Consider the following 19,122-nt stretch of genomic DNA (forward strand, 5'->3'; position numbering starts at 1 on the left):
GGAAGATCGTCTCTATCCTTTGGCGATGCCCCCGGGAACGATGACGGCCAGCCCCGATACCGCCGCGCCTGCCCGCGTGGCGCAATTTATTTCCGACGCACCCCAATCTTCAGCGCGAATAGACGCCGATCAGCGCACGCCGCAGCATCCGGTCCTCGAGCGAATAATAGAGCGCGATCCTGTCGCCCTCGATCACGGTCGATGCGGCGAACGCGATATCGGTCGCCTCGCGGCTCACCGCGGGCGGCGGCACCAGCATCGGCTCGATCCCCCGGCCGGTCACCGCCGTGAAATCGGCATCGAAGCTGATCCAGCCGATCCGCCACCGCGCGTCATGCGTCGCGCCATTGTAGAACATCACCGGATCCTGCCCCGCGATCCGGATGATCGGCCCGGTCGATAGGTGCCAATTGTCCCAGCTGTCCTCGCGGATTCCGAACGGATCGGGCATCACGGCCCACGGCCCCTTGGCGGTCGGTCCGCGCGCCATGCCGATCCGCGATGCCCCGTGCGCGGCATATTCGTAGAACAGCCGCCAATCCCCCGCCGCGGTCTGCGCGAGCGTCGCCTCCTTGATGTTGCCCTCGCTCGGTGGCGCCTTAAGCACTAGGTCCTGCTTCACCAGCGCGCTCAGCACGCGCCCCGCCGCCAGGATCATCGATCCTTGCGCGCGCGCCGCGTCGACGCCGGTATAATAGACCAGATACTCGCGATCGATCACCAGCACGGTCGGATCCTCGCACCCGCCAAGATCGGCAGGCCCCGGCCCCGGCACGATCGCCAGCCCCGGATCCATTCGGAAGTGCAGCCCGTCCGTACTTGCCCCGCCGGCGATGATGCCGGTCGGATCATGCGGCCCGAGCGGATGCGGCACGCCGCGGATCATCACGCGGTACAGATCGCCTTCCTTCCAGACGAACGGGCTCATCAGGTCCATTCCGTCGATCGGCGACGCGGCCGAGATCGTCACGGTGTCGAGGTCCTCGACGACATAGCTCAGCATCGGATCACGCCCCTTGCGCAACGGTCAGCGACAGCGCGCCGTCGATCGTCACCGTCGTGCCGGTGATGTACTCCGCCGCCGGCGACAGCAGAAATAGGACAAGCGCGGCGACCTCGTCGGGCCGCCCCGCACGCTTCCAAGGGATCGCCGCTTCCTTCGCCGCCAGTTCGGTGGGATGATCGAGCGCAGACTGGTTCATCGGCGTCAGGATCATTCCCGGCGCGACGCCGTTGACCGCGATCCCCTTCGGCGCAAGTTCGAGCGCGAGCGTCGCGGTCAGCTGCGCCAGGCCGCCCTTGGCCGAATCGTAATCGACCCCGCCGGGCCGCGGCGCGCGCTCGTGGATCGACGAGATGTTGACGATCCGCCCCTTCGCCGCCTTCGCCTCCAGCGCCCGCACCATCCGCCGGCATGTCAGGAACGGTCCGTAAAGATCCGAGCGGATGACCCGGTCGAATTGCGAGAGTTTCATGTCGACCAGATCGACCCCGGTCATGTTGAGCCCTGCCGAATTGACGAGCAGGTCGACCGTGCCGAACGTCTTTTCGGCCACTGCAAACAGCTGTTCGACCGCGGACTCGTCACCGACATCGGTCTCGACGGCGATCGCGCGGTCATCCCCGCCGATCGACGCGCAGACCGCATTCGCCGCCGCGACGTCCGTATAATAGGTGATGACGACGCGCGCGCCGGCATCGCCCAGCGCCTTGGCACAGGCGGCGCCGATGCCCGATTCCCCGCCCGTGACGATCGCGACCCGATATTCAAGCATGCCAATCCCCGACGGCTGTTTTCTCGATCCGCGGCAAGCGCTTAACCGCGCCGCGGTGCAAATGAATTTGCTGTCAGGTCGACCGGTGGCTTACAAACGCCAGATGTAATGCAATCTGACCCTTACCAGGGACCGTCCCTGATGCGGATCAGTTCGGCGAAGCGACCAAGACCCGCTTTCAGGACGCAACGGTCCGTTCGCAAACACGATCTCGACGCTGGCTTTGTGCGGTGCCACGGCTGCGACAACGCTGTATCGGAACGGCAGCCCGGACTGGCCGGTGCAGGTTCGCCCGTCGCCCGGCGAGACCGTCCAACAGCATGTCTGGACGCGGCCAGTGGTCGCAGGCGCGCTTCTCCGCATCGCTCGCCCGGTCGCACATGCCGATCTTCAAAGGGGCGATCTGCGACTGACGCCCCGCCCCATGATGGGTTTTCAGGACTTGATGAGGATAGCATCGGAGGGAAGCATTCGATCGAGAAACGGCAGGATCGCCGCGCCGACTGCGGGCGCATCGCGCGAGAGCGTGGCGCGGCGGATCGGCGCCGACGCGGGGATATTGGACATCGTGGCGGACAATTTGCGCAGCGTCTCGGCCGCCAGCCGATCGAGGATCACATCGGGCAGACGGCCGCCGAGCAGGATCGCCGCCGGGTTGATCAGGCAGTTGATCGCGGTCAGCGCGGGCACCAGCGCGCTCGACGCCTCGTCGAGCCAGGCGACGAGATGCGGTGCATGCGCCTCGGGAAACGCCAGCGTGGGATCGAGCCCGTCGATCGACTGCCCCGCGGCTTCGAGCCGTTCGGCCAGCGCCGACAACGACACGATGTCCTGCAACACCCGCGACGGATCGCCGGTCAGCGGCAGGAAACCGATTTCCCCGCTGCGCGCATCGGCCCCGCGATAATAGGTGCCGTCGATCACGATTCCGCCGCCGAGCCCGGCACTGATCAAGATGTAGAAGAAGCTGGCATGGTCGAGCCCGCTGCCGAACTGCGCCTCGCCGATCGCGGCGGCGGCGGCGTCGTTATCGATATGGATCGACCAGGGAACGACGTCGGCGAGCAGCGCCTGGAGATCGACCTCGCCCCACCGCTCATAGCCCTCGGGCCGGTGCGGCAGGACGACGCGACCGAGATCGTCGGGCAGGGCGACGCGGACGCCGAGTACGCGGTCGGTGCGGATCACGCCGCTCTGGTGGATCTCGGCGATACCGGTCCGGACGATCGCGACGACGTCTTCGGGCATCGCGAACGCGATCTGCCGCGTGAACCGCGACCTGACTGTGCCCGCCAGATCGAGCGATACCAGCGTCACATGATCACGGTCGATGTTCAGGCCGATCGCGAAACAGCCGTCGGGATTGATCCGCAACCGTACCGCGGGCTGGCCGCGGACGCCGGTGCGACGACCGGCGTCGACGATCAACTCGGCATCGAACAGCCGCGCGGTGATGTTGGCGATGGTCGGTGACGTCAGATTGGTCATCGTCGCGATTTCGCTGCGGGTGATGTCCGGATGACGCCGGATCACCTGCAGGACGACGCGCTGGTTATAGTCGCCTGCGCGCTCGAGGTTGGTCCCCGACAGGCTGGGCCCCAATCGCACCGCACGCTCGTCCGCAGTGACACCGCTGTGGACCGACGGCTCGAAATCCGAAAAATTCAACCTTATCCCTCCAGCAATCTTGAGAGATCATATTTTGGTATTGCTCATTGTCCCCCCAGCGATACCCGCGGGTCAACATTCACAGATTTATTTTGGCACTCACCGCGCGCGTCGTCATCCCGCGCGTCCACCTGCCGCGATCCAGCGATCGATCTTCGTCTCGAGCACGGGCATCGGCAGCGCGCCGGTGTCGAGAACCTGCGCATGGAAACCGCGCGGATCGAAGCGCGTACCCAGCGCCGCCTTCGCCTTTGCCTTGGTCCGCGCGATCGTCAGCTGGCCGATCTTGTACGCCAGCGCCTGCCCCGGAATCGCGATGTAGCGCTCGACCTCGGCGGTCGCATCGGTGCGCGCCATCGGCGAATTGGCGAGCATATACGCAATCGCCTGGTCGCGCGTCCAATTCTTGGCGTGGATCCCGCTGTCGACCACCAGCCGCATCGCGCGCAGCATCTCGTCGTTCAGCCCGCCCATCCGCTGATACGGATCGGTCTCGACGCCAAGCTCTTTCCACAGGCTTTCCGCATACAGCGCCCAGCCTTCGACATAGGCGGTGTTCCCGCCGAATCGCATGAACGCGGGCAGCGCCTCGTTCTCCTGCGCGAGGCTGATCTGGAAATGATGCCCCGGCACGCCCTCGTGAAGGAACAGCGTCTCCATCTCCCAGGTGTAACGCGACGGCAGGTCATAGGTGTTATAATAGAAGACGCCCGGACGCGTCCCGTCGGGCGTGCCCCCCTGGTACGAGCCGCCCGCCTCGGTCTTCTCCTTGAACGCGGGCACCGCGCGGATCTCGAGCTTGGTCCTGGGCAGCAGCGAGAACTGCTCCGGGATCCGGCGATAGATCTTCGTCTCGATCGCCTTATACCCCTCGCGCAGCGCCTCGGCGGAGACCGGCGCGAACTTGGGATCGGTCCGCAGATAGGTGAAGAACTCGGGCAGCGTCCCCTTGAAGCCGACCGCCTGCTTCTGCACGCCCATGTCCTTCAGCAGCCGCGCGACCTCTGCCAGACCGAGAGTGTGGACGTCGTCGGCGGACAGCGGCAACGTCGTGTTCTGCTCGATCAGGTACGTGTACAGCTTGGCCCCGCCCGGAATGGCGGACAGCCCGACGCTGTCGCGCGCTTTGGCGCGATAGGTGTTGGCAAGAAAATCGCGCATCCGCTGTTCCGCAGGCAGGATCACGTCGCGAATCTGCGTGGCATAGGCGATGCGCAGCCGTACCTGATCCGCCGCCGAAACGGTCGCCGGAAACGTTTTGAGCGGGCCTGCAAAGGTCGAACGCTCGACGCCTTCCTTGATCAGATTGTCGAACTGGCCGATCATGTTGTCGACCACCAGCCGTGGCTGGACGATGCCGTCCGCCATGCCCTCGCGGAACAACCCGATCGCGCGGTCGAGGACAGCCGCATATTCGGCGTTGCGCTTTAGGTTGTTCTCGTAATCGGCGAGCGTCTTGAACGGCGCCGCCCCCTCCCCCGATGCGAAATCGGGATAGAAGGTCTGGAAACCCGACATATGATCGATCGGGAGGTCGCGCTGGATTTTGAGCAGATCGGGGGCATAGCCACGCAGCGTGATCCGCGTGCTTGTCCCGAACACGTCATACGCGATCTGGTCGACCGCGGAGAGTTTCGCGCGATCGATCCGGGCAAGCGCGGCGAGATCGGCCTCCGCGGCCGCGCGCTCGGCTGCGGTATAGGCGTCTGTCAGATACGCACCGAGACGATCCGCATATCGCAGGTCGCCGCGAAAGATCGCCGATACCGGGTTGCGCTTCAGGCTCGCCTCGTCGCTGGCGTAGAACAGCGCCTTGAGCTTGGTATCCTCGGCGCTATCGCCCGGCTGGGCGGTTGGCGGCGGCAAGGCCTGGCCGACCGCCGCCGTCGCGCCGGCAGTTGCGCCGGCAGTTGCAAGAAACGCAGCGAGCAGCAGCTTGATCGACACCGGCAAATTCCCCCTCCGCAAAGACGCGGCTATCGAGAGGGAGTAGGCCGGAGACCCACCTGCTGCAAGCGACGCCTTACTTCGGTTTGACGAACTTCAGCGTCATCCGGTCACTCTCCCCGATCGCCGCGTATTTGGCGCGATCGACGTCCTTCAGCGCATAGCTCGGCGGCAGCGTCCAGACGCCACCCTGCCAGTCCGCCGTGTCCTTCGGGTTCGCGTTGACCTCGGACGTGCCCGCCAGCTTGAACCCGGCCGCGGTCGCGAAGCCGATCACCGAGCTCGGCTTCATATAGCCGCTCTTTTCCTCGGCTGCGACATCGCGTGCTTCGGGCAGGCGATGCTCGACGACACCAAGCGTGCCGCCCGGCTTCAGCATCTTGAACATCGCCGCAAACATCGCGCGTGCGCGATCCGCGCCGCCAAACCGCCAGTTGTGGACGTTGCGGAACGTCAGAACGACGTCGGCGCTGCCATCGGGGACGCTTGGCTGGCCGGCCTCGGCGGGGAACGCCGCAAGCCGGACCTTGCCATAGGTCGTGGCATTCTTCGCCTGCATCCCACGCACGCCGTTCAGGCCCTTCTCCCACGGTCCTGCCGCGTAGTACGCACCATTCCGCGCGGTCAGCGGCGCGAGGATCTCGGTATACCAGCCGCCCGACGGCCAGATCTCGACCACCGTATCGGTCGGCTTGACACCGAAAAAGGCGAGCGTCTGCGCCGGGTGGCGATAGCGGTCGCGCGCGACGTTGGATGGCGTGCGCGTCGCCCCTGCGACAGCGGCAGCGATCGGCGCAGGCACGCGTTGCGCGCTCGCGGCAATCGGTGCGCTCACAGCGAGCAAAGCGGGGGCAGCGCAGAGCAAGAAACGGACAGAGCGGTTCATCGTCGACCTTTCGGAATGGGCTGACGCCAGCGTGGCCCGGATGTGATCGATCCACAAGCCCGCAGGCGCGATGCGCGCTCGTCCGTCTCTGGAAAAGGACAGCATGATTACCCATATTGTCGAAGAGGTTGACCAAAGGAACGAGCAATGGCTGGCGGCTGGACCCGCGATGGCGCGGTGCAGGATCAGATCGACGACACGGTGATGGATGCCGTGTTGGCGGCGCGTGCAAGGATGCCGACGGGCGAGAGCGAGACATATTGCGCACAATGCGGCGACGACATCCCGGAAGGACGACGCGTGGCAATCCCCGGTGTGCGCACCTGTGTCGCGTGCCAGAGCAGCCGCGATCGCCCCGCCTCCGCACTGTTCAACCGCCGCGGGAGCAAGGACAGCCAGCTTCGGTGACCCAAGGGCGGTGACGGCATCCTGTGATTTCCGGCTCGGAAAGGCTGGATTGCAGGGCGAGATGACGGACGCGCGGGCAACCCCGGATACCGCATGCTTCCACTGCGTGACGCGGGAGCCTACCGTATCTCCTTGAGGACGAAGGATCGTGGTCGCTTCGCGAGCTTTACTTGGCTTCGCTTGATCGTCAGGGCAGACCCATGAGCGACGTGACGCACACCCCTGCCCCGCCCGACGACGCCCCCGATTTCGTCGTCATCGACGTCGAGACGGCGTGCTCGCGCGTCAGCAGCATCTGCCAGATCGGGATCGTGGGTTTCAAGGGCGGGCGCGAGATCTTCGAATATGAAACGCTGATCGACCCGCGTGACGTGTTCGAGGTGTTCAACACACGGATCCACGGAATTGCCGCGCATCACGTCGTCGGCCGACCGACCTTTGCCGATGTCCACGCGACCGTCCACGGCCATTTGTCGGGGCGGACGACGGTCGCGCATTCCTATTTCGACAAAGGCGCGCTGGCCGCCGCCTGCCGCGTTCATGACCGCGCGATGATCGAGACGACCTGGCTCGACAGCGTGCGCGTTGCCAAGCGCGCCTGGCCCGATCTCGAAAGCCACCGGCTCGGGCTGCTCGCGCGATATCTCGGGATCGCGCACAAGCATCACGACGCGCTGAGCGATGCGCGCGCAGCAGGCTGGGTGATCGTCAAGGCGAGCGAACATACCGGGCTGTCGCTCCACGACTGGCTCGCCCCGCCCCGCGTCGCCGGCGCTGCGCCGCGCGCCGCGCCCGACGGTCCGCTGAAGGAGGACCGCGTCGTAATTTTGGGCGAGCCGCGCGATGGCCGGCTTGCGCACATCGCCGCCGGGCTCGGCGCGCGCGTGATGACCGGGGTCGGCAGCTCGACGACGCTGCTGGTGGTCGCCGGTCGCGAGCCGTTCGGCCGCGCGACCCGCTCGAGCGTCGCTTACCTGCGGGCGCAAGCGCTGCGGGCAGAGGGTGCACCGATCCGGATCATCGCCAGCGATGCGCTGAAGGCGATCGCCGCCAGCCGCTCCGCGTAATCCTCCCCCGCCACGGGGGAGAGTTTCGATCGCGCTTGATGCCAATCGGCTCGCTGGCTCAGGCCATCGCCATCAGGCCATCGCCATCAGGCTCGCATTGCCCCCGGCGGCGGTGGTGTTGATCGAGGTCGATACCTCCTCGACCAGCCAGTCGAGGCGATAGCCTGCGCCACCGGCCTGCGTCAGGACAATCGGCCCAGGCAGCGCGGCAATCGCCTGGTTGAGACTGCGAACGCGCGCGGCATCGCCCTCGATCAGTGCGCCCGCATACGGCCCGGCGGCAGCCCAATCGTCCGTCCAGCGCACCCGGGCGGCGACCGGCTTTGGCAGATCGAGCGCGAGCGCTGAAGCCCCACCAACGACGAGATCGTTACCCGTCGCAAGCCCTGCGGCCAGTTGGGCGATCAAACCCTCCCGCGTCTCGGGCAGCAGCAGCACAGTCCCGCGCGGATGAATCGCGTACAGGTTGGTCTCGCCGACCGGCCCAGCCAGTTCGGTCGTGCCCCCCAGCGACGACGCGCGCGCGCGGTCCCGCACCATCGCCGCCGCAGCCGTGTCGCCGGCATCGTCGAGCCAGGATGCCAGTGCGCCGACTGCGGCGTCACCCGATCCGGGCGTCCCGACATCCGCTCCCGTCACCAGCCGTCCGAGATACAACGGCCCGCCCGCCTTCGGCCCAGTCCCCGACAGCCCACGCCCACCGAATGGCTGGACGCCGACCACCGCGCCGATCACGTTGCGATTGATGTACAGATTGCCGGCTCGGACCAGCCCGGTGACGAACGCGATCGTCTCGTCGAGCCGCGTGTGCAGCCCGAACGTCAGGCCGTATCCGGTCGCGTTGATCCGGTCGATCAGCGTTCCGAGCTCCGCGCGCCGGAAGCGGATGACGTGCAGCACCGGCCCGAACACTTCGCGCTCCAGATCGGCAAGATCGTCGAGCTCGATGATCGTCGGCGACACGAACGTCCCATGCGTCGTGTCACCTACGGGCGCGATCTGCTCGACCGGGCGGCCGAGCGATCGCATCCGCGCGATATGCCCTTCGATCATGGTCTTGGCCTCGGCCGAGATCACCGGGCCGATATCGGTCGCCAGCGTATCGGTCCGGCCGATCCGTAACTCGCGCAGGGCGCCCTTCAGCATCGCCAACGTCCGGTCGGCGACGTCCTCCTGCAAGCACAGGATGCGAAGTGCCGAACAGCGCTGGCCGGCGCTGTCGAACGCCGATGCCACCACGTCCGCGACCACCTGTTCGGCCAGCGCCGAGGAATCGACGATCATCGCATTCTGGCCACCGGTCTCGGCCACCAGCGGGATCGGCGCACCGGCGGGCGATACCCGCTTGGCGAGTTCGGCCTGGATCAGCCGCGCGACGTCGGTCGAGCCCGTGAACATCACGCCCATCGTCTCGGGCGCAGCGACCAGCGCCGCGCCGACCGCGCCGTCCCCCGCCACCAGATGCAGCACGTCAGCCGGGATCCCGGCATCGTGGAGGATCGCGACACCCTGCGCGGCGATCAGCGGCGTTTCCTCGGCGGGCTTGGCCAGCACCGCATTGCCGGCGACCAGCGCGGCGGCGACCTGGCCGGCGAAGATCGCGAGTGGGAAGTTCCACGGGCTGATGCACGTCACCACCCCGAGCGGACGTTGCCCCGGCGGCAGCACGCGCGCCTGTTGCGCATAATAGCGCAGGAAATCGATCGCCTCACGCACCTCGGCGACAGCGTTGGCGAGCGACTTGCCCGCCTCGCGCATGACGAGCGGCAGCAATGCGGGCATCCGTGCTTGCATGAGGTCGGCCGCCCGGTCCAGGCACGCCGCGCGCTCCGTCACCGTCACCGCAGCCCAGCGCGGCGCGGCCTCGGCCGCCGTCCGCGCCAGTGCCAGCACAGCATCCGGCAAGACTTCGCGCACGGTGCCGACGACGTCGCGATGATCCGCCGGGTTCAGCACCGGCCGCGGTTCGCCGTCGGTCCCGGCCTGCACCGGCGCCAGCGCCCCGCGGAACGTGTCACTCAAGGTCGCCAGCACGCCCTCGTCGCTCGCATCGAGTCCGTCGGAGTTGCGACGCGTCCCGTACAGGTCGCGCGGCAAGGCGATCACCGGATGGGGCGCGCCCGGCACCGGCATCGCGCGAACCGTCGCGACCGGGTCCGCGACAAGCTCGGCGATCCCCACCGCCGGGTCCGCGATCCGGTTGACGAACGACGAGTTCGCGCCGTTCTCGAGCAGCCGCCGGACGAGATAGGCGAGCAGCGTTTCGTGCGTTCCGACCGGCGCGTAGATCCGACACGGCCGGTTCAGCCGATTGCCGCCGACGACCTCCTCGTACAGCGGCTCGCCCATCCCGTAGAGGCACTGGAACTCGTAATCGCCGATCGCGAACGCGGGCCCGGCCATCGCGTGGATGGTCGCGAGCGTCTGCGCATTGTGCGTCGCAAATTGCGGGAACACCGCATCCCCCGCCGTCAGCAGCTTACGCGCGCAGGCGAGATAGGCGACGTCGGTGTGGACCTTGCGCGTGTAGACCGGGAAGTCGGCGAGCCCGTCGACCTGCGCGCGTTTGATCTCCGCGTCCCAATAGGCGCCCTTGACCAGTCGGACCATGATCCGCCGGTCGGCACGCCGCGCGAGATCGACGATCCAGTCGAGCACGAACGGGCAGCGCTTGCCATAGGCCTGCACGACGAAGCCAAGCCCGTTCCAGCCACGCAGATCGGGGTCGGTCGCCAGGCTTTCGAGCAGGTCGAGCGACAGTTCGAGACGATCCGCCTCCTCCGCGTCGATGTTCAGGCCGATATCGTAGCGCTTCGCCAACAGCGCGAGCGCCTTCACGTCGGGCAGCAGTTCGGCCATCACGCGGTCCGCCTGCGACCGGGCATAGCGTGGGTGCAGCGCGGACAGCTTGATCGATATTCCCGGCCCGCCATAGATCCCGCGCCCCGCCGACGCCTTGCCGATGGCATGGATCGCCGCAACGTAATCGCCATGATAGCGCCGCGCATCCTCCGCCGTCGTCGCCGCCTCGCCAAGCATGTCATAGCTGTACTGGAAACCCTCCGCCTCGGGACCACGCGCATGCTTGAGCGCTTCACCGATGGTCTGCCCGGCGACGAATTGTTCGCCCATCATCCGCATCGCCATCGCCACGCCGCCACGGATGACGGGCTCGCCCGCGCGCGCGATCAACCGGGTGAGCGCCGCGCCAAGCCCCTTGTCGTCGACGCTCCCGGTCAGCTTGCCCGTCAAGGCCAACCCCCAGGTCGCCGCATTGACGAACAAGGAGCGTCCTTCCGCCAGATGCGATTTCCAATCGCCGCCTGCGATCTTGTCACGGATCAACGCGTCACGCGTCTCCGCATCCGGAATCCGCAGCATCGCCTCGGCCAGGCACATCAGCGCGACGCCTTCCTGGCTCGACAGCGCATATTCCTGGACGATCCCCTCGACCCCGCCGCCGCGCTTTTTCGCCCGCAGCGCGGTGATCAACGCGGACGCGGTGCGCATCGCCTCTGCTGCCGTCGCGTCGTCGAGCGTCGCCTGATCGAGCAGCGGCGCAAGGCATTCAGCTTCCGGGCGACGATAGGCGGCGGTGATCGAGCGGCGCAGGGCGCTCTGATCGCGGATCGGCGGAGCGAAGTCGGCAAAGAGCGGGGGAAGCGAAGAAGTGTGCGACATGCGGCGAGCCTCGTCTAGAACCTGACCAGATCGTAGCATGGACGCGCATGGCGATCCGCCTTATCGATCGCCAAGTAACAGTTCGACCGACCATTTTTCTAGGTCAGGAGAGGCAGAATGGCTAACAGGATCGATCATATTGGTGGGATCGACCAGTTCGACAAGCGGATGATCGATCTGCTGCGCGACGATGGCCGGATGTCGGTTGCCGAGCTCGCGCGGCGGGTCGGCCTGTCCAAGACACCGTGCCAGGTCCGGCTGAAACGCCTGCTCGACCAAGGGTATATCCGCGGGTTCCGGGCGGTGCTCGATCCGGTCAAGCTCGGGCTCGATCATATCGCCTTCACCGAGGTCAAGCTGTCCGACACGCGGGAGGCCGCGCTCGACGCGTTCCGCCGTGCAGTGCTCGCGATCCGTGAAGTCGAGGAATGTCACATGATCGCCAGCAGCTTCGATTACCTGCTCAAAGTCCGCACGCCCGATATTCGCCGCTATCGCGAGGTGCTGGGCGAGCGGATATCGAGCCTGCCGCATGTCGCGAGCACATCGACCTTCGTCGCGATGGAAACGATCCGCGACGGCGCCATGTGATCTGAGCCGCGACGTCCTCCCCTATCAGGAGGGGGATCGCATCAACCACGATTGGCGGGCGCGACGGCCGCGTCGGTCTTCGACGCCGCGAGATAGCCGCCGACGACGAAGACCAGCGCGCCGATCGTGTTGCCGACCGTCACGATCGCGAGGTTGCGAACCATGCCCGCAAGATCGATCGACGATTGCGGCACCAGCAGGCCGAGCGTGAGGGCGGTCATATTCGCGACCGAATGCTCGAACCCTGCAGCGACGAACGCGAGCAGGATCCAGGCCATCGCGATGCACTTGGCGGCATCGCCCGTCATCCGCGCCGCGGTCCAGATCGCGAGGCAGACCAGCCAGTTGCAGAGGATCGCGCGGGCCAGCAGCGCGGTCGCGTCGACCGATACCTTGTGCAGCACATACGCGTGGAACATCGAATCGGCGTTGGCGAAAATCGCGCCGCCACCGCCTGCGGCGAACACCAGCGACAATATGACGCCGCCGACGAGATTGCCGATCCACACCACGACCGCCAGCTTAAGGGCGTCCGCGATCGTAATGGTCCGTCGCGCGAGGCCAAAGCCGATATACATCACATAGCCGGTGAACAGCTCCGCGCCCGCAAACACCGTCAGGATCAGCCCGAGCCCGAAGGTCGCGCCCATCACCAACGGGCGGACGCCGGGTTCGAGCCCCGACGCAGTGCTGAGCGCGAGGATCATCGCGATGCCGATATACGTGCCCGCCAGAATAGCGCCCGCAAAGAAACCCGCAGGCGAGCGCCGCAATGCTTCCGCCTTGGTGGCGGCGAGGGTCGCGTAGGTGTCGATGGTCGACGAATACCCGGTGCTCATGCGTGGACTTCGCTCTCGTGGCCGACGATCCCCGCGCGCACCACGCCGCGATCCGACCCCAGGTCGGCAGCGGCGGGACGGACGGTCACCGGGATGGATTTATAGGAGGGAGTAAAACTCTGCGGATCGTGATCCTCGAGCGCGATCAACGGCTGCGTCTCGGGGTAATAGGAGGCGACGCAGCCATCGGGCAGCGCATAGCGGACCAGCATCAGCTTCTGGACGACGCGGTCGGCCCGCGCGAACTGGAGGGCCGTCGCGATATCGACGACATCGCCTTCCTTGTGCCCGAGCCGCGCCATGTCGCGCTCGTTCATGAACAGGATATCGCGGCGCCCGAACACGCCGCGATAGCGATCGTCGAGGCTGTAGACGGTGGTGTTGTACTGGTCGTGCGCGCGCAGCGTGGTCAGACGCAGCACGGTCGGATCGCCCGCACCCTCATCCTCCGCGACGCCCTTGGTGACGAGGAAGTTGGCCTTGCCGCTGTCGGTGTTCCACTGCCGCATCGCCGCGGAATTGGGCAGGTGGAAGCCGCCCTGCTTGCGGATGCGCGCGTTGTAATCGGCGAACGCCGGGAACACCGCCTCGATCTTGTCGCGGATCAGGCTGTAGTCGCCGACATACGCGTCCCAGTCGATCGCGACCGGCGAGCCCCTGAAAGCCAGCGTCGCCTTGGCGATCTCGCCGACGATCCAGATCTCGGACTTCACATTGTCGCCTGGCGGCATCAGGAAGCCGCGCGAGGCGTGGACCATCGACATCGAATCCTCGACAGTCACCGATTGCTGGCCGGTCGCCTGCATGTCGAGTTCGGTCCGGCCGAGGCACGGCAGGATGTAGGTCGACCTGGCCATCAACAGCATCGTGCGGTTGAGCTTGGTCGTGATGTGGACCGCCAGATCGAGATTGCGGAACCCTTCCGCACACGCCTGCGGATCGGACGAGGCGATGGCGAGATTGCCACCGAGGCACACGATCGCCTTGGCGTCGCCATCGCGCATCGCCGCGATGCTCTCGACGACGGAATGACCATGCTCGCGCGGCGGTTCGAACCCGAACACGTCGCGCATCGCGTCGAGCAACACCGGCATCGGCCGCTCGGTGATCCCGACGGTACGGTCGCCCTGCACGTTGCTGTGCCCGCGTAAGGGGCAGATGCCCGCGCCCGGCTTGCCCATGTTGCCGCGCAACAGGAGCAGGTTGGCGATCTGCTGGACGTTGGTAGTGCCGGTGCGGTGCTGCGTAACGCCCATCCCGTAGCAGCAGATCGTCGACTTCGACTTCGAATAGGCGAGCGCCACCTCTTCCAGATCGCTGCGCGAAAGGCCGCTGGAGCGCTCGATATCCGCCCACTCGCTGGTCGCCAGGTCGGCGATATAGTCGTCGAGCCCGGCGGTATGCTCGGCAATGAACGCATGATCCAGCGCGGGTTCGCCGCCCGACTGCTTGGCGGCGTCATCGAGCGCCACCAGCGCCTTGGCGATGCCCTTCAGCGCGGCCGCGTCGCCGCCGACCTTCACCTGATAATAGCTGCTGGCGATCGGGGTCGCCGACATCGTCGCCATCTCGACCACCGACTGCGGCGATTCGAAGCGCTCGAGCGAGCGTTCCTTGAGCGGGTTGAAGACGATGATCTTGCCGCCGCGCTTCGACACCTCACGCAGCGTCGCCATCATCCGCGGATGGTTGGTACCGGGGTTGTGACCGATCGACAGGATCAGGTCGGCGTGGTCGAAATCCTCGAGGCTGACGGTCCCCTTGCCGATCCCGATCGACTTCGGCAGCCCGACCGAGGTCGCCTCGTGGCACATGTTCGAGCAGTCGGGGAAGTTGTTGGTACCGTACAACCGGACAAACAGCTGGAACAGGAACGCCGCCTCGTTCGAGCAGCGCCCGGAGGTGTAGAATTCGGCCTGGTTCGGGTTCGGCACGGCAGAGAGCCCTGCGCCGATCTCGCGCATCGCCTCCGCCCAGCTCACGACCTCGTAATGATCGGTGGCGGCATTGTAGCGAAGCGGCTCGGTGACGCGGCCCTGGTCCTCGATCCAGTGATCGCTCTGCTGCCAGATGTCCGACACGCTGTGCTTGGCGAAGAAGTCCGCGCCGATCGTCTTCGCGGTCGATTCCCACGCGACCGCCTTGGCGCCGTTCTCGCAGAATTCGAACGACGAGGTGTGTTTCGGGTCGGGCCAAGCGCAGCTCGGGCAATCGAAGCCGTCGGGCTGGTTCGACTTGAGCAGAGTCTGGCCGCCGCGCACGACGATCTGCTGCGCCTTCAACGAGGCGGCGACCGCCTTCAACGCGCCCCAGCCCCCTGCCGGGCCGGTATAGTCCGCAATGCCCTCTGGACGTTTGGTCGCCAAGTCGCTTCTCCCGGTGTCAGTCGTGCGTTCGACAGTAGGTCAGAGACGCATACGTACCTGTGCCCTACGACCATCCCCCAGCCGCGCTAAAGCGAAATTCTCCCATTGCGTGATCGCGATATTTCGTAAGTGCTCTCGCGACTTACGGCGCAGCCATCGACGCGCATCAGACTTCGGTCATGACGCCCTGATAGATCGGCTCTTCCATCGCGCGGCCCGCGCCGATCGCGACGCAGGTCAGCGCGTTCTCCGCGACGATAACCGGCAGCCCCGTAGCCTCCGAAAGCACCTCGTCGATCCGCGCCAGCAGCGAGCCACCGCCGGTCATCACGATACCCTGATCGCAGATGTCCGCGGCCAGTTCGGGTTCGGTCTTCTCGAGCGCGGTCAGCACGGTTTCGACGATCTGGCCGATCAGGTCGCCCAGCGATGCGGCGATGTCGGCCTGCGTCACCTCGATCTCGCGCGGCACGCCGGCGCGCAGGTCGCGCCCCTTCACGCGCATCATCTCGCCGACGCCGTCCTCGGGCATCCGCGCCATCCCGACTGCCAGCTTGACTCGCTCGGCGGTCGCCTCACCGATCATCAGGTTATGCTTGCGTCGGATCATCGAGGCGATCGCATCGTCCATCTTGTCGCCGCCGACCCGCGCCGACGTGCTGTAGGCAAGCCCGCGCAACGACAGCACCGCGACCTCGGTGGTGCCGCCGCCGATATCGACGACCATCGCGCCGACTGGCTCGGTCACTGGCAGCCCGGCGCCGATCGCCGCCGCCATCGGCTCCTCGATCAGGAAGACCTTGCGTGCGCCCGCGTTGGACGCGGCCTGGCGGATCGCGCGACGCTCGACCAGCGTCGCGCCCGACGGGATGCAGATCGCGATCTCGGGATAGCGCGGCATGCGGCTGTGCCCGCCATGCGCCTTGTCGATGAAGAACTTGATCATCTGCTCCGCGACGTCGAGATCGGCGATCACGCCGTCGCGCATCGGCCGGATCGTCTCGATCCCGTCGGGGGTCTTGCCCATCATCAGCTTGGCCTCGGCGCCGACTGCGCGGACCTGCTTCACGCCGCCGCGCGTCTCGATGGCGACCACCGACGGTTCGTTGAGCACGATCCCCTGCCCGCGCAGATAGACGACGGTGTTCACCGTGCCGAGATCGATCGCCATGTCGCTGGAGGGGCGGCTGAACAGGCGGGGAAGACGCATATGCTGGCACAGTCTGCAACGACGCCGCGCCGCGGGACGCGATCGGCTTGTCCGCGACGCGCTGACGCGGCGATACGATCCGCGTCAATCGCTCTGCGTCCGGACGGGCGATCCGAACGATATCCCGTCCCGATCCTCCCCCGCCACGGGGAGGATCGCCGAACGTCTGCGGACTACCAGCTCAGGCCAGCGCGCGCGTAGAGATAGCGGCCGTTGAACCCGAACGGCGAGTAGTAAGGGAAGCCGATGACCCCGGTGCTGTTGTTCGCCGGGATAGTCGCGTCGGGATAGACGTCGAACAGGTTGCTGACGCCGAACCCGAACTGTGCGCCCCTGGTCGCCTGATAGCGCAGTTCGAGATCGGTGATGACGTGCTTGCCGCTGCGGACGTCGGCGGCCTGCGTCGTACCCGGCTGGTTGACGTCGCCATAATAGGTCACGCGCGCGAGCGCGCCGAACTGGTCGAGCGACCAGTCGATCGACCCGGTCACCTTCTCGCCGGGGGTGCCGTCTTCGAGCGTCAGGATGCGGCTGCGTGCGAACAGCGTCGGCGCGGGATTGAGCGTCGATGTCGAGGTCGGCACGCGCGTCACCTTCGTGTCGTTGACGTTGCCCGCGATCGTGAAGTCGAACGTGCCCACCGCATCGGTCGGCATGCGGTAATGCGCAACGGCGTCGATACCCTTGGTCGTGGAAGCCAGACCGTTCAGGAAGAACCGCGCGGCGGTGGCGCCAGAGCCCGCCAACAGGGTGGCGATCTGCGCGTTGACGGCGGCCGACTGGGTCGACGAGGTCGTGATATTCTCCGACAGGCCGATCTGGTTGCGGATACGGATGCGGTATGCATCGACGGTCAGATCGAACCCGCCGAACCGGAATACGGTCCCGACCGAAAGATTGGTCGACTTTTCCGGCTCCAGCGGCAATCCGCCGAGCCGGGTCGCGACCGGGCTGATCGACGGGAAGGTGCCGGTCTGAATCGGATTGCTGTTCTGGATGACGGTCGCGATCGAGGTAAAATACTGTTGTTGCAGTGCGGGTGCACGGAAGCCGGTCGAGGCGGTGCCGCGCAACGCGAACCAACGCGCAAAATCATAGCGGGCGGAGATCTTGCCGGTCGCGGTCGAGCCGAAATCGGAATAGTCCTCGCCGCGTCCAGCCAGGCCGACCAGGAACTTGTCGGTCACCTGCGTCTCGACATCGAGATAGACACTGCCGTTGCGACGGCTGCGCTCGATCGCGTTGGCGGGCGAGAAGCCGCCAAACCCTTGCGCGCCCGGCGCAGCGGTCGTGGCGGCGCCCGTCACCGTCCCGGCCGTGGGATAGCCGTAGGACGCAAGCTCGCCCGACTGTATCTTGAACCCTTCTCGGCGTCCTTCGAGACCGAACGCAACGTTGACACCCTGCAACAGGTCGAACTTGCGATCGACGTCGAGCCCGACGATGTACTGGTCGTAGATCAGCGCGCCATCGGAGAAGTCCCGCGGCGTGGCACTGCCAAACGCGTAATTGGCCGAATTGAGCGTGCGGAAGCCGATCTTGTTGCGACCGTAGCTGGCGTTCAGATCGACGTTCCAGTCGGCGACGACGCCCTTGATGCCGACCGCCGAATTGATGTCGCGCGACTTAGTATTGATCAGCGGCAGGAAGCCGTCCCGGTAACCGGCCAGCGCCGTCGTCGCGCTCGCCAGACGTGGAAACGCCGCGCTGCGCGTGTCGCGATCCTGATAGCCAAGCCAGCCATACAGCTTCCACGTCCCCGTCAGTGTCGTGCCGGCATTGGCGAAGATGCTGTACTGTTCGACCGCCGGATCACCGAAACGGCCCGTGACGCGTTGCCCCGCGACGCGCGGATCGAAATCGGCGCGATTGGTCGCCTGACGGTTCAGATATTCGCCCGAAATCGTCAGGAAGCCGTCTTCGCCGAATCCGAGCCCCTGCCAGCCGGAGACGGTGACGGCATGCTCGCCGGTCCTGCTGCGACTGCCGAGCGCGGTATCGATATCGGTGTTGTAGAAGCCGTAATTGACCGTCGCGCCGCCGCCCGACCGCGCGTCCCGCAGGCGGAGGTTGACGACCCCGGCGATCGCATCGGAGCCATATTGCGCCGATGCACCATCCCGGAGCACTTCGATCCGGTCGAGCGCGACGGTCGGAATGGTGTTCAGATCGACCGCTGCCGAGCCACGCCCGACCGAACCACCGACATTGAGCAGCGCCGACGTATGGCCGCGCACGCCGTTGACCAGCACGAGCGTCTGGTCGGGCGACAGGCCGCGCAACGTCGCCGGGCGGATCGCATCGGTGCCATCGACCGCAGAGGGGCGCGGGAAGTCGATCGAGGGCGCGATCGCCGCGAGCGCTGCGCCAAGCTCGGTGGTTCCCTGGCGCTGAAGCGCGGCCGAGCTCAGCACGTCGACCGGCGACGCACTGTCGAGCCGGGACCGGCCGACCGCGCGCGTTCCGGTGACGATGATGTCGTCCTGGGTGTCGGGCATTGCGGCCGCGGCAGGGGGGTTGGCAGCGGGTTCGGCCGGTACGGTCTGGGCGAAAGCCGAGTGCGCGCCGACAAAGGCAATGGTCGACGCGGCGAGCGCCAACGCGGTACGATAGGCAGTCATGTCATGGTCCCTGATAGTGGATCGTTCGGCGACGATCTTGGTGCAAGTAAAACGAACGGACGC

At 66.4% G+C, this 19,122-nt stretch carries 13 protein-coding genes; 3 read left to right on the plus strand and 10 right to left on the minus strand.

The annotated features are described in order from the left end of the window. Positions 1–109 precede the first annotated feature (109 nt). From ASE88_RS03915 to ASE88_RS03935, 5 genes are all read right to left on the minus strand, one after another. Positions 110–1,003, minus strand: coding sequence for a glycosidase (locus ASE88_RS03915; RefSeq protein WP_056476394.1), 894 nt, complete (start codon positions 1,001–1,003; stop codon positions 110–112). A 4-nt stretch (positions 1,004–1,007) separates the two neighbouring features. Continuing rightward, positions 1,008–1,775, minus strand: a complete 768-nt coding sequence (locus ASE88_RS03920) for an SDR family NAD(P)-dependent oxidoreductase (protein ID WP_056475594.1) — start codon at positions 1,773–1,775, stop codon at positions 1,008–1,010. 435 nt (positions 1,776–2,210) lie between these two features. Beyond that, positions 2,211–3,443, minus strand: coding sequence for an ROK family transcriptional regulator (locus ASE88_RS03925; RefSeq protein ID WP_235527807.1), 1,233 nt, complete (start codon positions 3,441–3,443; stop codon positions 2,211–2,213). 114 nt (positions 3,444–3,557) lie between these two features. Continuing rightward, the gene (locus tag ASE88_RS03930; RefSeq protein ID WP_055877182.1) at positions 3,558–5,384 is read right to left on the minus strand and encodes a DUF885 domain-containing protein; all 1,827 of its coding nucleotides are present in this window, start codon (positions 5,382–5,384) and stop codon (positions 3,558–3,560) included. Between the two features lie 82 nt (positions 5,385–5,466). Further along, the gene (locus ASE88_RS03935; RefSeq protein ID WP_056476397.1) at positions 5,467–6,276 is read right to left on the minus strand and encodes a class I SAM-dependent methyltransferase; all 810 of its coding nucleotides are present in this window, start codon (positions 6,274–6,276) and stop codon (positions 5,467–5,469) included. A gap of 147 nt (positions 6,277–6,423) precedes the next feature. Here ASE88_RS03935 and ASE88_RS03940 point away from each other — a divergent pair, with 147 nt between their 5' ends. Continuing rightward, positions 6,424–6,684 (plus strand): DksA/TraR family C4-type zinc finger protein, encoded by a 261-nt coding sequence (locus ASE88_RS03940; protein WP_055876266.1) that lies wholly within the window; start codon positions 6,424–6,426, stop codon positions 6,682–6,684. Positions 6,685–6,884: 200 nt separating this feature from the next. Continuing rightward, on the plus strand, positions 6,885–7,751 hold the full coding sequence (locus tag ASE88_RS03945) for an exonuclease domain-containing protein (RefSeq protein WP_055876269.1): 867 nt from the start codon (positions 6,885–6,887) through the stop codon (positions 7,749–7,751). A gap of 72 nt (positions 7,752–7,823) precedes the next feature. Here ASE88_RS03945 and putA read toward each other — a convergent pair whose 3' ends face one another. Next, positions 7,824–11,432 (minus strand): trifunctional transcriptional regulator/proline dehydrogenase/L-glutamate gamma-semialdehyde dehydrogenase, encoded by a 3,609-nt coding sequence (putA, locus tag ASE88_RS03950; RefSeq protein WP_056475600.1) that lies wholly within the window; start codon positions 11,430–11,432, stop codon positions 7,824–7,826. A gap of 117 nt (positions 11,433–11,549) precedes the next feature. Here putA and ASE88_RS03955 point away from each other — a divergent pair, with 117 nt between their 5' ends. Further along, positions 11,550–12,023: an Lrp/AsnC family transcriptional regulator gene (locus ASE88_RS03955; RefSeq protein WP_056475603.1), complete on the plus strand. Its 474-nt coding sequence runs from the start codon at positions 11,550–11,552 to the stop codon at positions 12,021–12,023. Between the two features lie 41 nt (positions 12,024–12,064). Here the strand turns inward: ASE88_RS03955 and ASE88_RS03960 are convergent, their stop codons facing one another. The 4 genes from ASE88_RS03960 to ASE88_RS03975 form a co-directional block, all read right to left on the minus strand. After that, complete coding sequence (locus ASE88_RS03960; protein WP_055876278.1) at positions 12,065–12,862, minus strand: formate/nitrite transporter family protein; 798 nt, start codon at positions 12,860–12,862, stop codon at positions 12,065–12,067. Further along, positions 12,859–15,228 carry an FdhF/YdeP family oxidoreductase gene (locus ASE88_RS03965; RefSeq protein WP_056475606.1) on the minus strand — a complete coding sequence of 790 codons (2,370 nt, stop codon included), beginning with the start codon at positions 15,226–15,228 and terminating at the stop codon, positions 12,859–12,861. The genes ASE88_RS03960 and ASE88_RS03965 overlap by 4 nt, the downstream gene beginning before the upstream one ends. A gap of 166 nt (positions 15,229–15,394) precedes the next feature. Further along, positions 15,395–16,438, minus strand: a complete 1,044-nt coding sequence (locus ASE88_RS03970) for a rod shape-determining protein (RefSeq protein ID WP_055876284.1) — start codon at positions 16,436–16,438, stop codon at positions 15,395–15,397. Positions 16,439–16,611: 173 nt separating this feature from the next. Beyond that, on the minus strand, positions 16,612–19,059 hold the full coding sequence (locus ASE88_RS03975) for a TonB-dependent receptor plug domain-containing protein (RefSeq protein ID WP_056475609.1): 2,448 nt from the start codon (positions 19,057–19,059) through the stop codon (positions 16,612–16,614). Between the last annotated feature and the right edge of the window lie 63 nt (positions 19,060–19,122).

Origin of the sequence: Sphingomonas sp. Leaf38, assembly GCF_001421825.1 — a bacterium.
GTDB lineage: Bacteria > Pseudomonadota > Alphaproteobacteria > Sphingomonadales > Sphingomonadaceae > Sphingomonas.

What these genes read in the sequence shown, in the direction of transcription:
- ASE88_RS03915 (WP_056476394.1), bottom strand. Translation starts at nt 1,003, where the DNA reads ATGCTGAGCTATGTCGTCGAGGACCTCGACACCGTGACGATCTCGGCC.
- ASE88_RS03920 (WP_056475594.1), bottom strand. Translation starts at nt 1,775, where the DNA reads ATGCTTGAATATCGGGTCGCGATCGTCACGGGCGGGGAATCGGGCATC.
- ASE88_RS03935 (WP_056476397.1), bottom strand. Translation starts at nt 6,276, where the DNA reads ATGAACCGCTCTGTCCGTTTCTTGCTCTGCGCTGCCCCCGCTTTGCTC.
- ASE88_RS03940 (WP_055876266.1), top strand. Translation starts at nt 6,424, where the DNA reads ATGGCTGGCGGCTGGACCCGCGATGGCGCGGTGCAGGATCAGATCGAC.
- ASE88_RS03945 (WP_055876269.1), top strand. Translation starts at nt 6,885, where the DNA reads ATGAGCGACGTGACGCACACCCCTGCCCCGCCCGACGACGCCCCCGAT.
- putA (WP_056475600.1), bottom strand. Translation starts at nt 11,432, where the DNA reads ATGTCGCACACTTCTTCGCTTCCCCCGCTCTTTGCCGACTTCGCTCCG.
- ASE88_RS03955 (WP_056475603.1), top strand. Translation starts at nt 11,550, where the DNA reads ATGGCTAACAGGATCGATCATATTGGTGGGATCGACCAGTTCGACAAG.
- ASE88_RS03960 (WP_055876278.1), bottom strand. Translation starts at nt 12,862, where the DNA reads ATGAGCACCGGGTATTCGTCGACCATCGACACCTACGCGACCCTCGCC.
- ASE88_RS03970 (WP_055876284.1), bottom strand. Translation starts at nt 16,438, where the DNA reads ATGCGTCTTCCCCGCCTGTTCAGCCGCCCCTCCAGCGACATGGCGATC.
- ASE88_RS03975 (WP_056475609.1), bottom strand. Translation starts at nt 19,059, where the DNA reads ATGACTGCCTATCGTACCGCGTTGGCGCTCGCCGCGTCGACCATTGCC.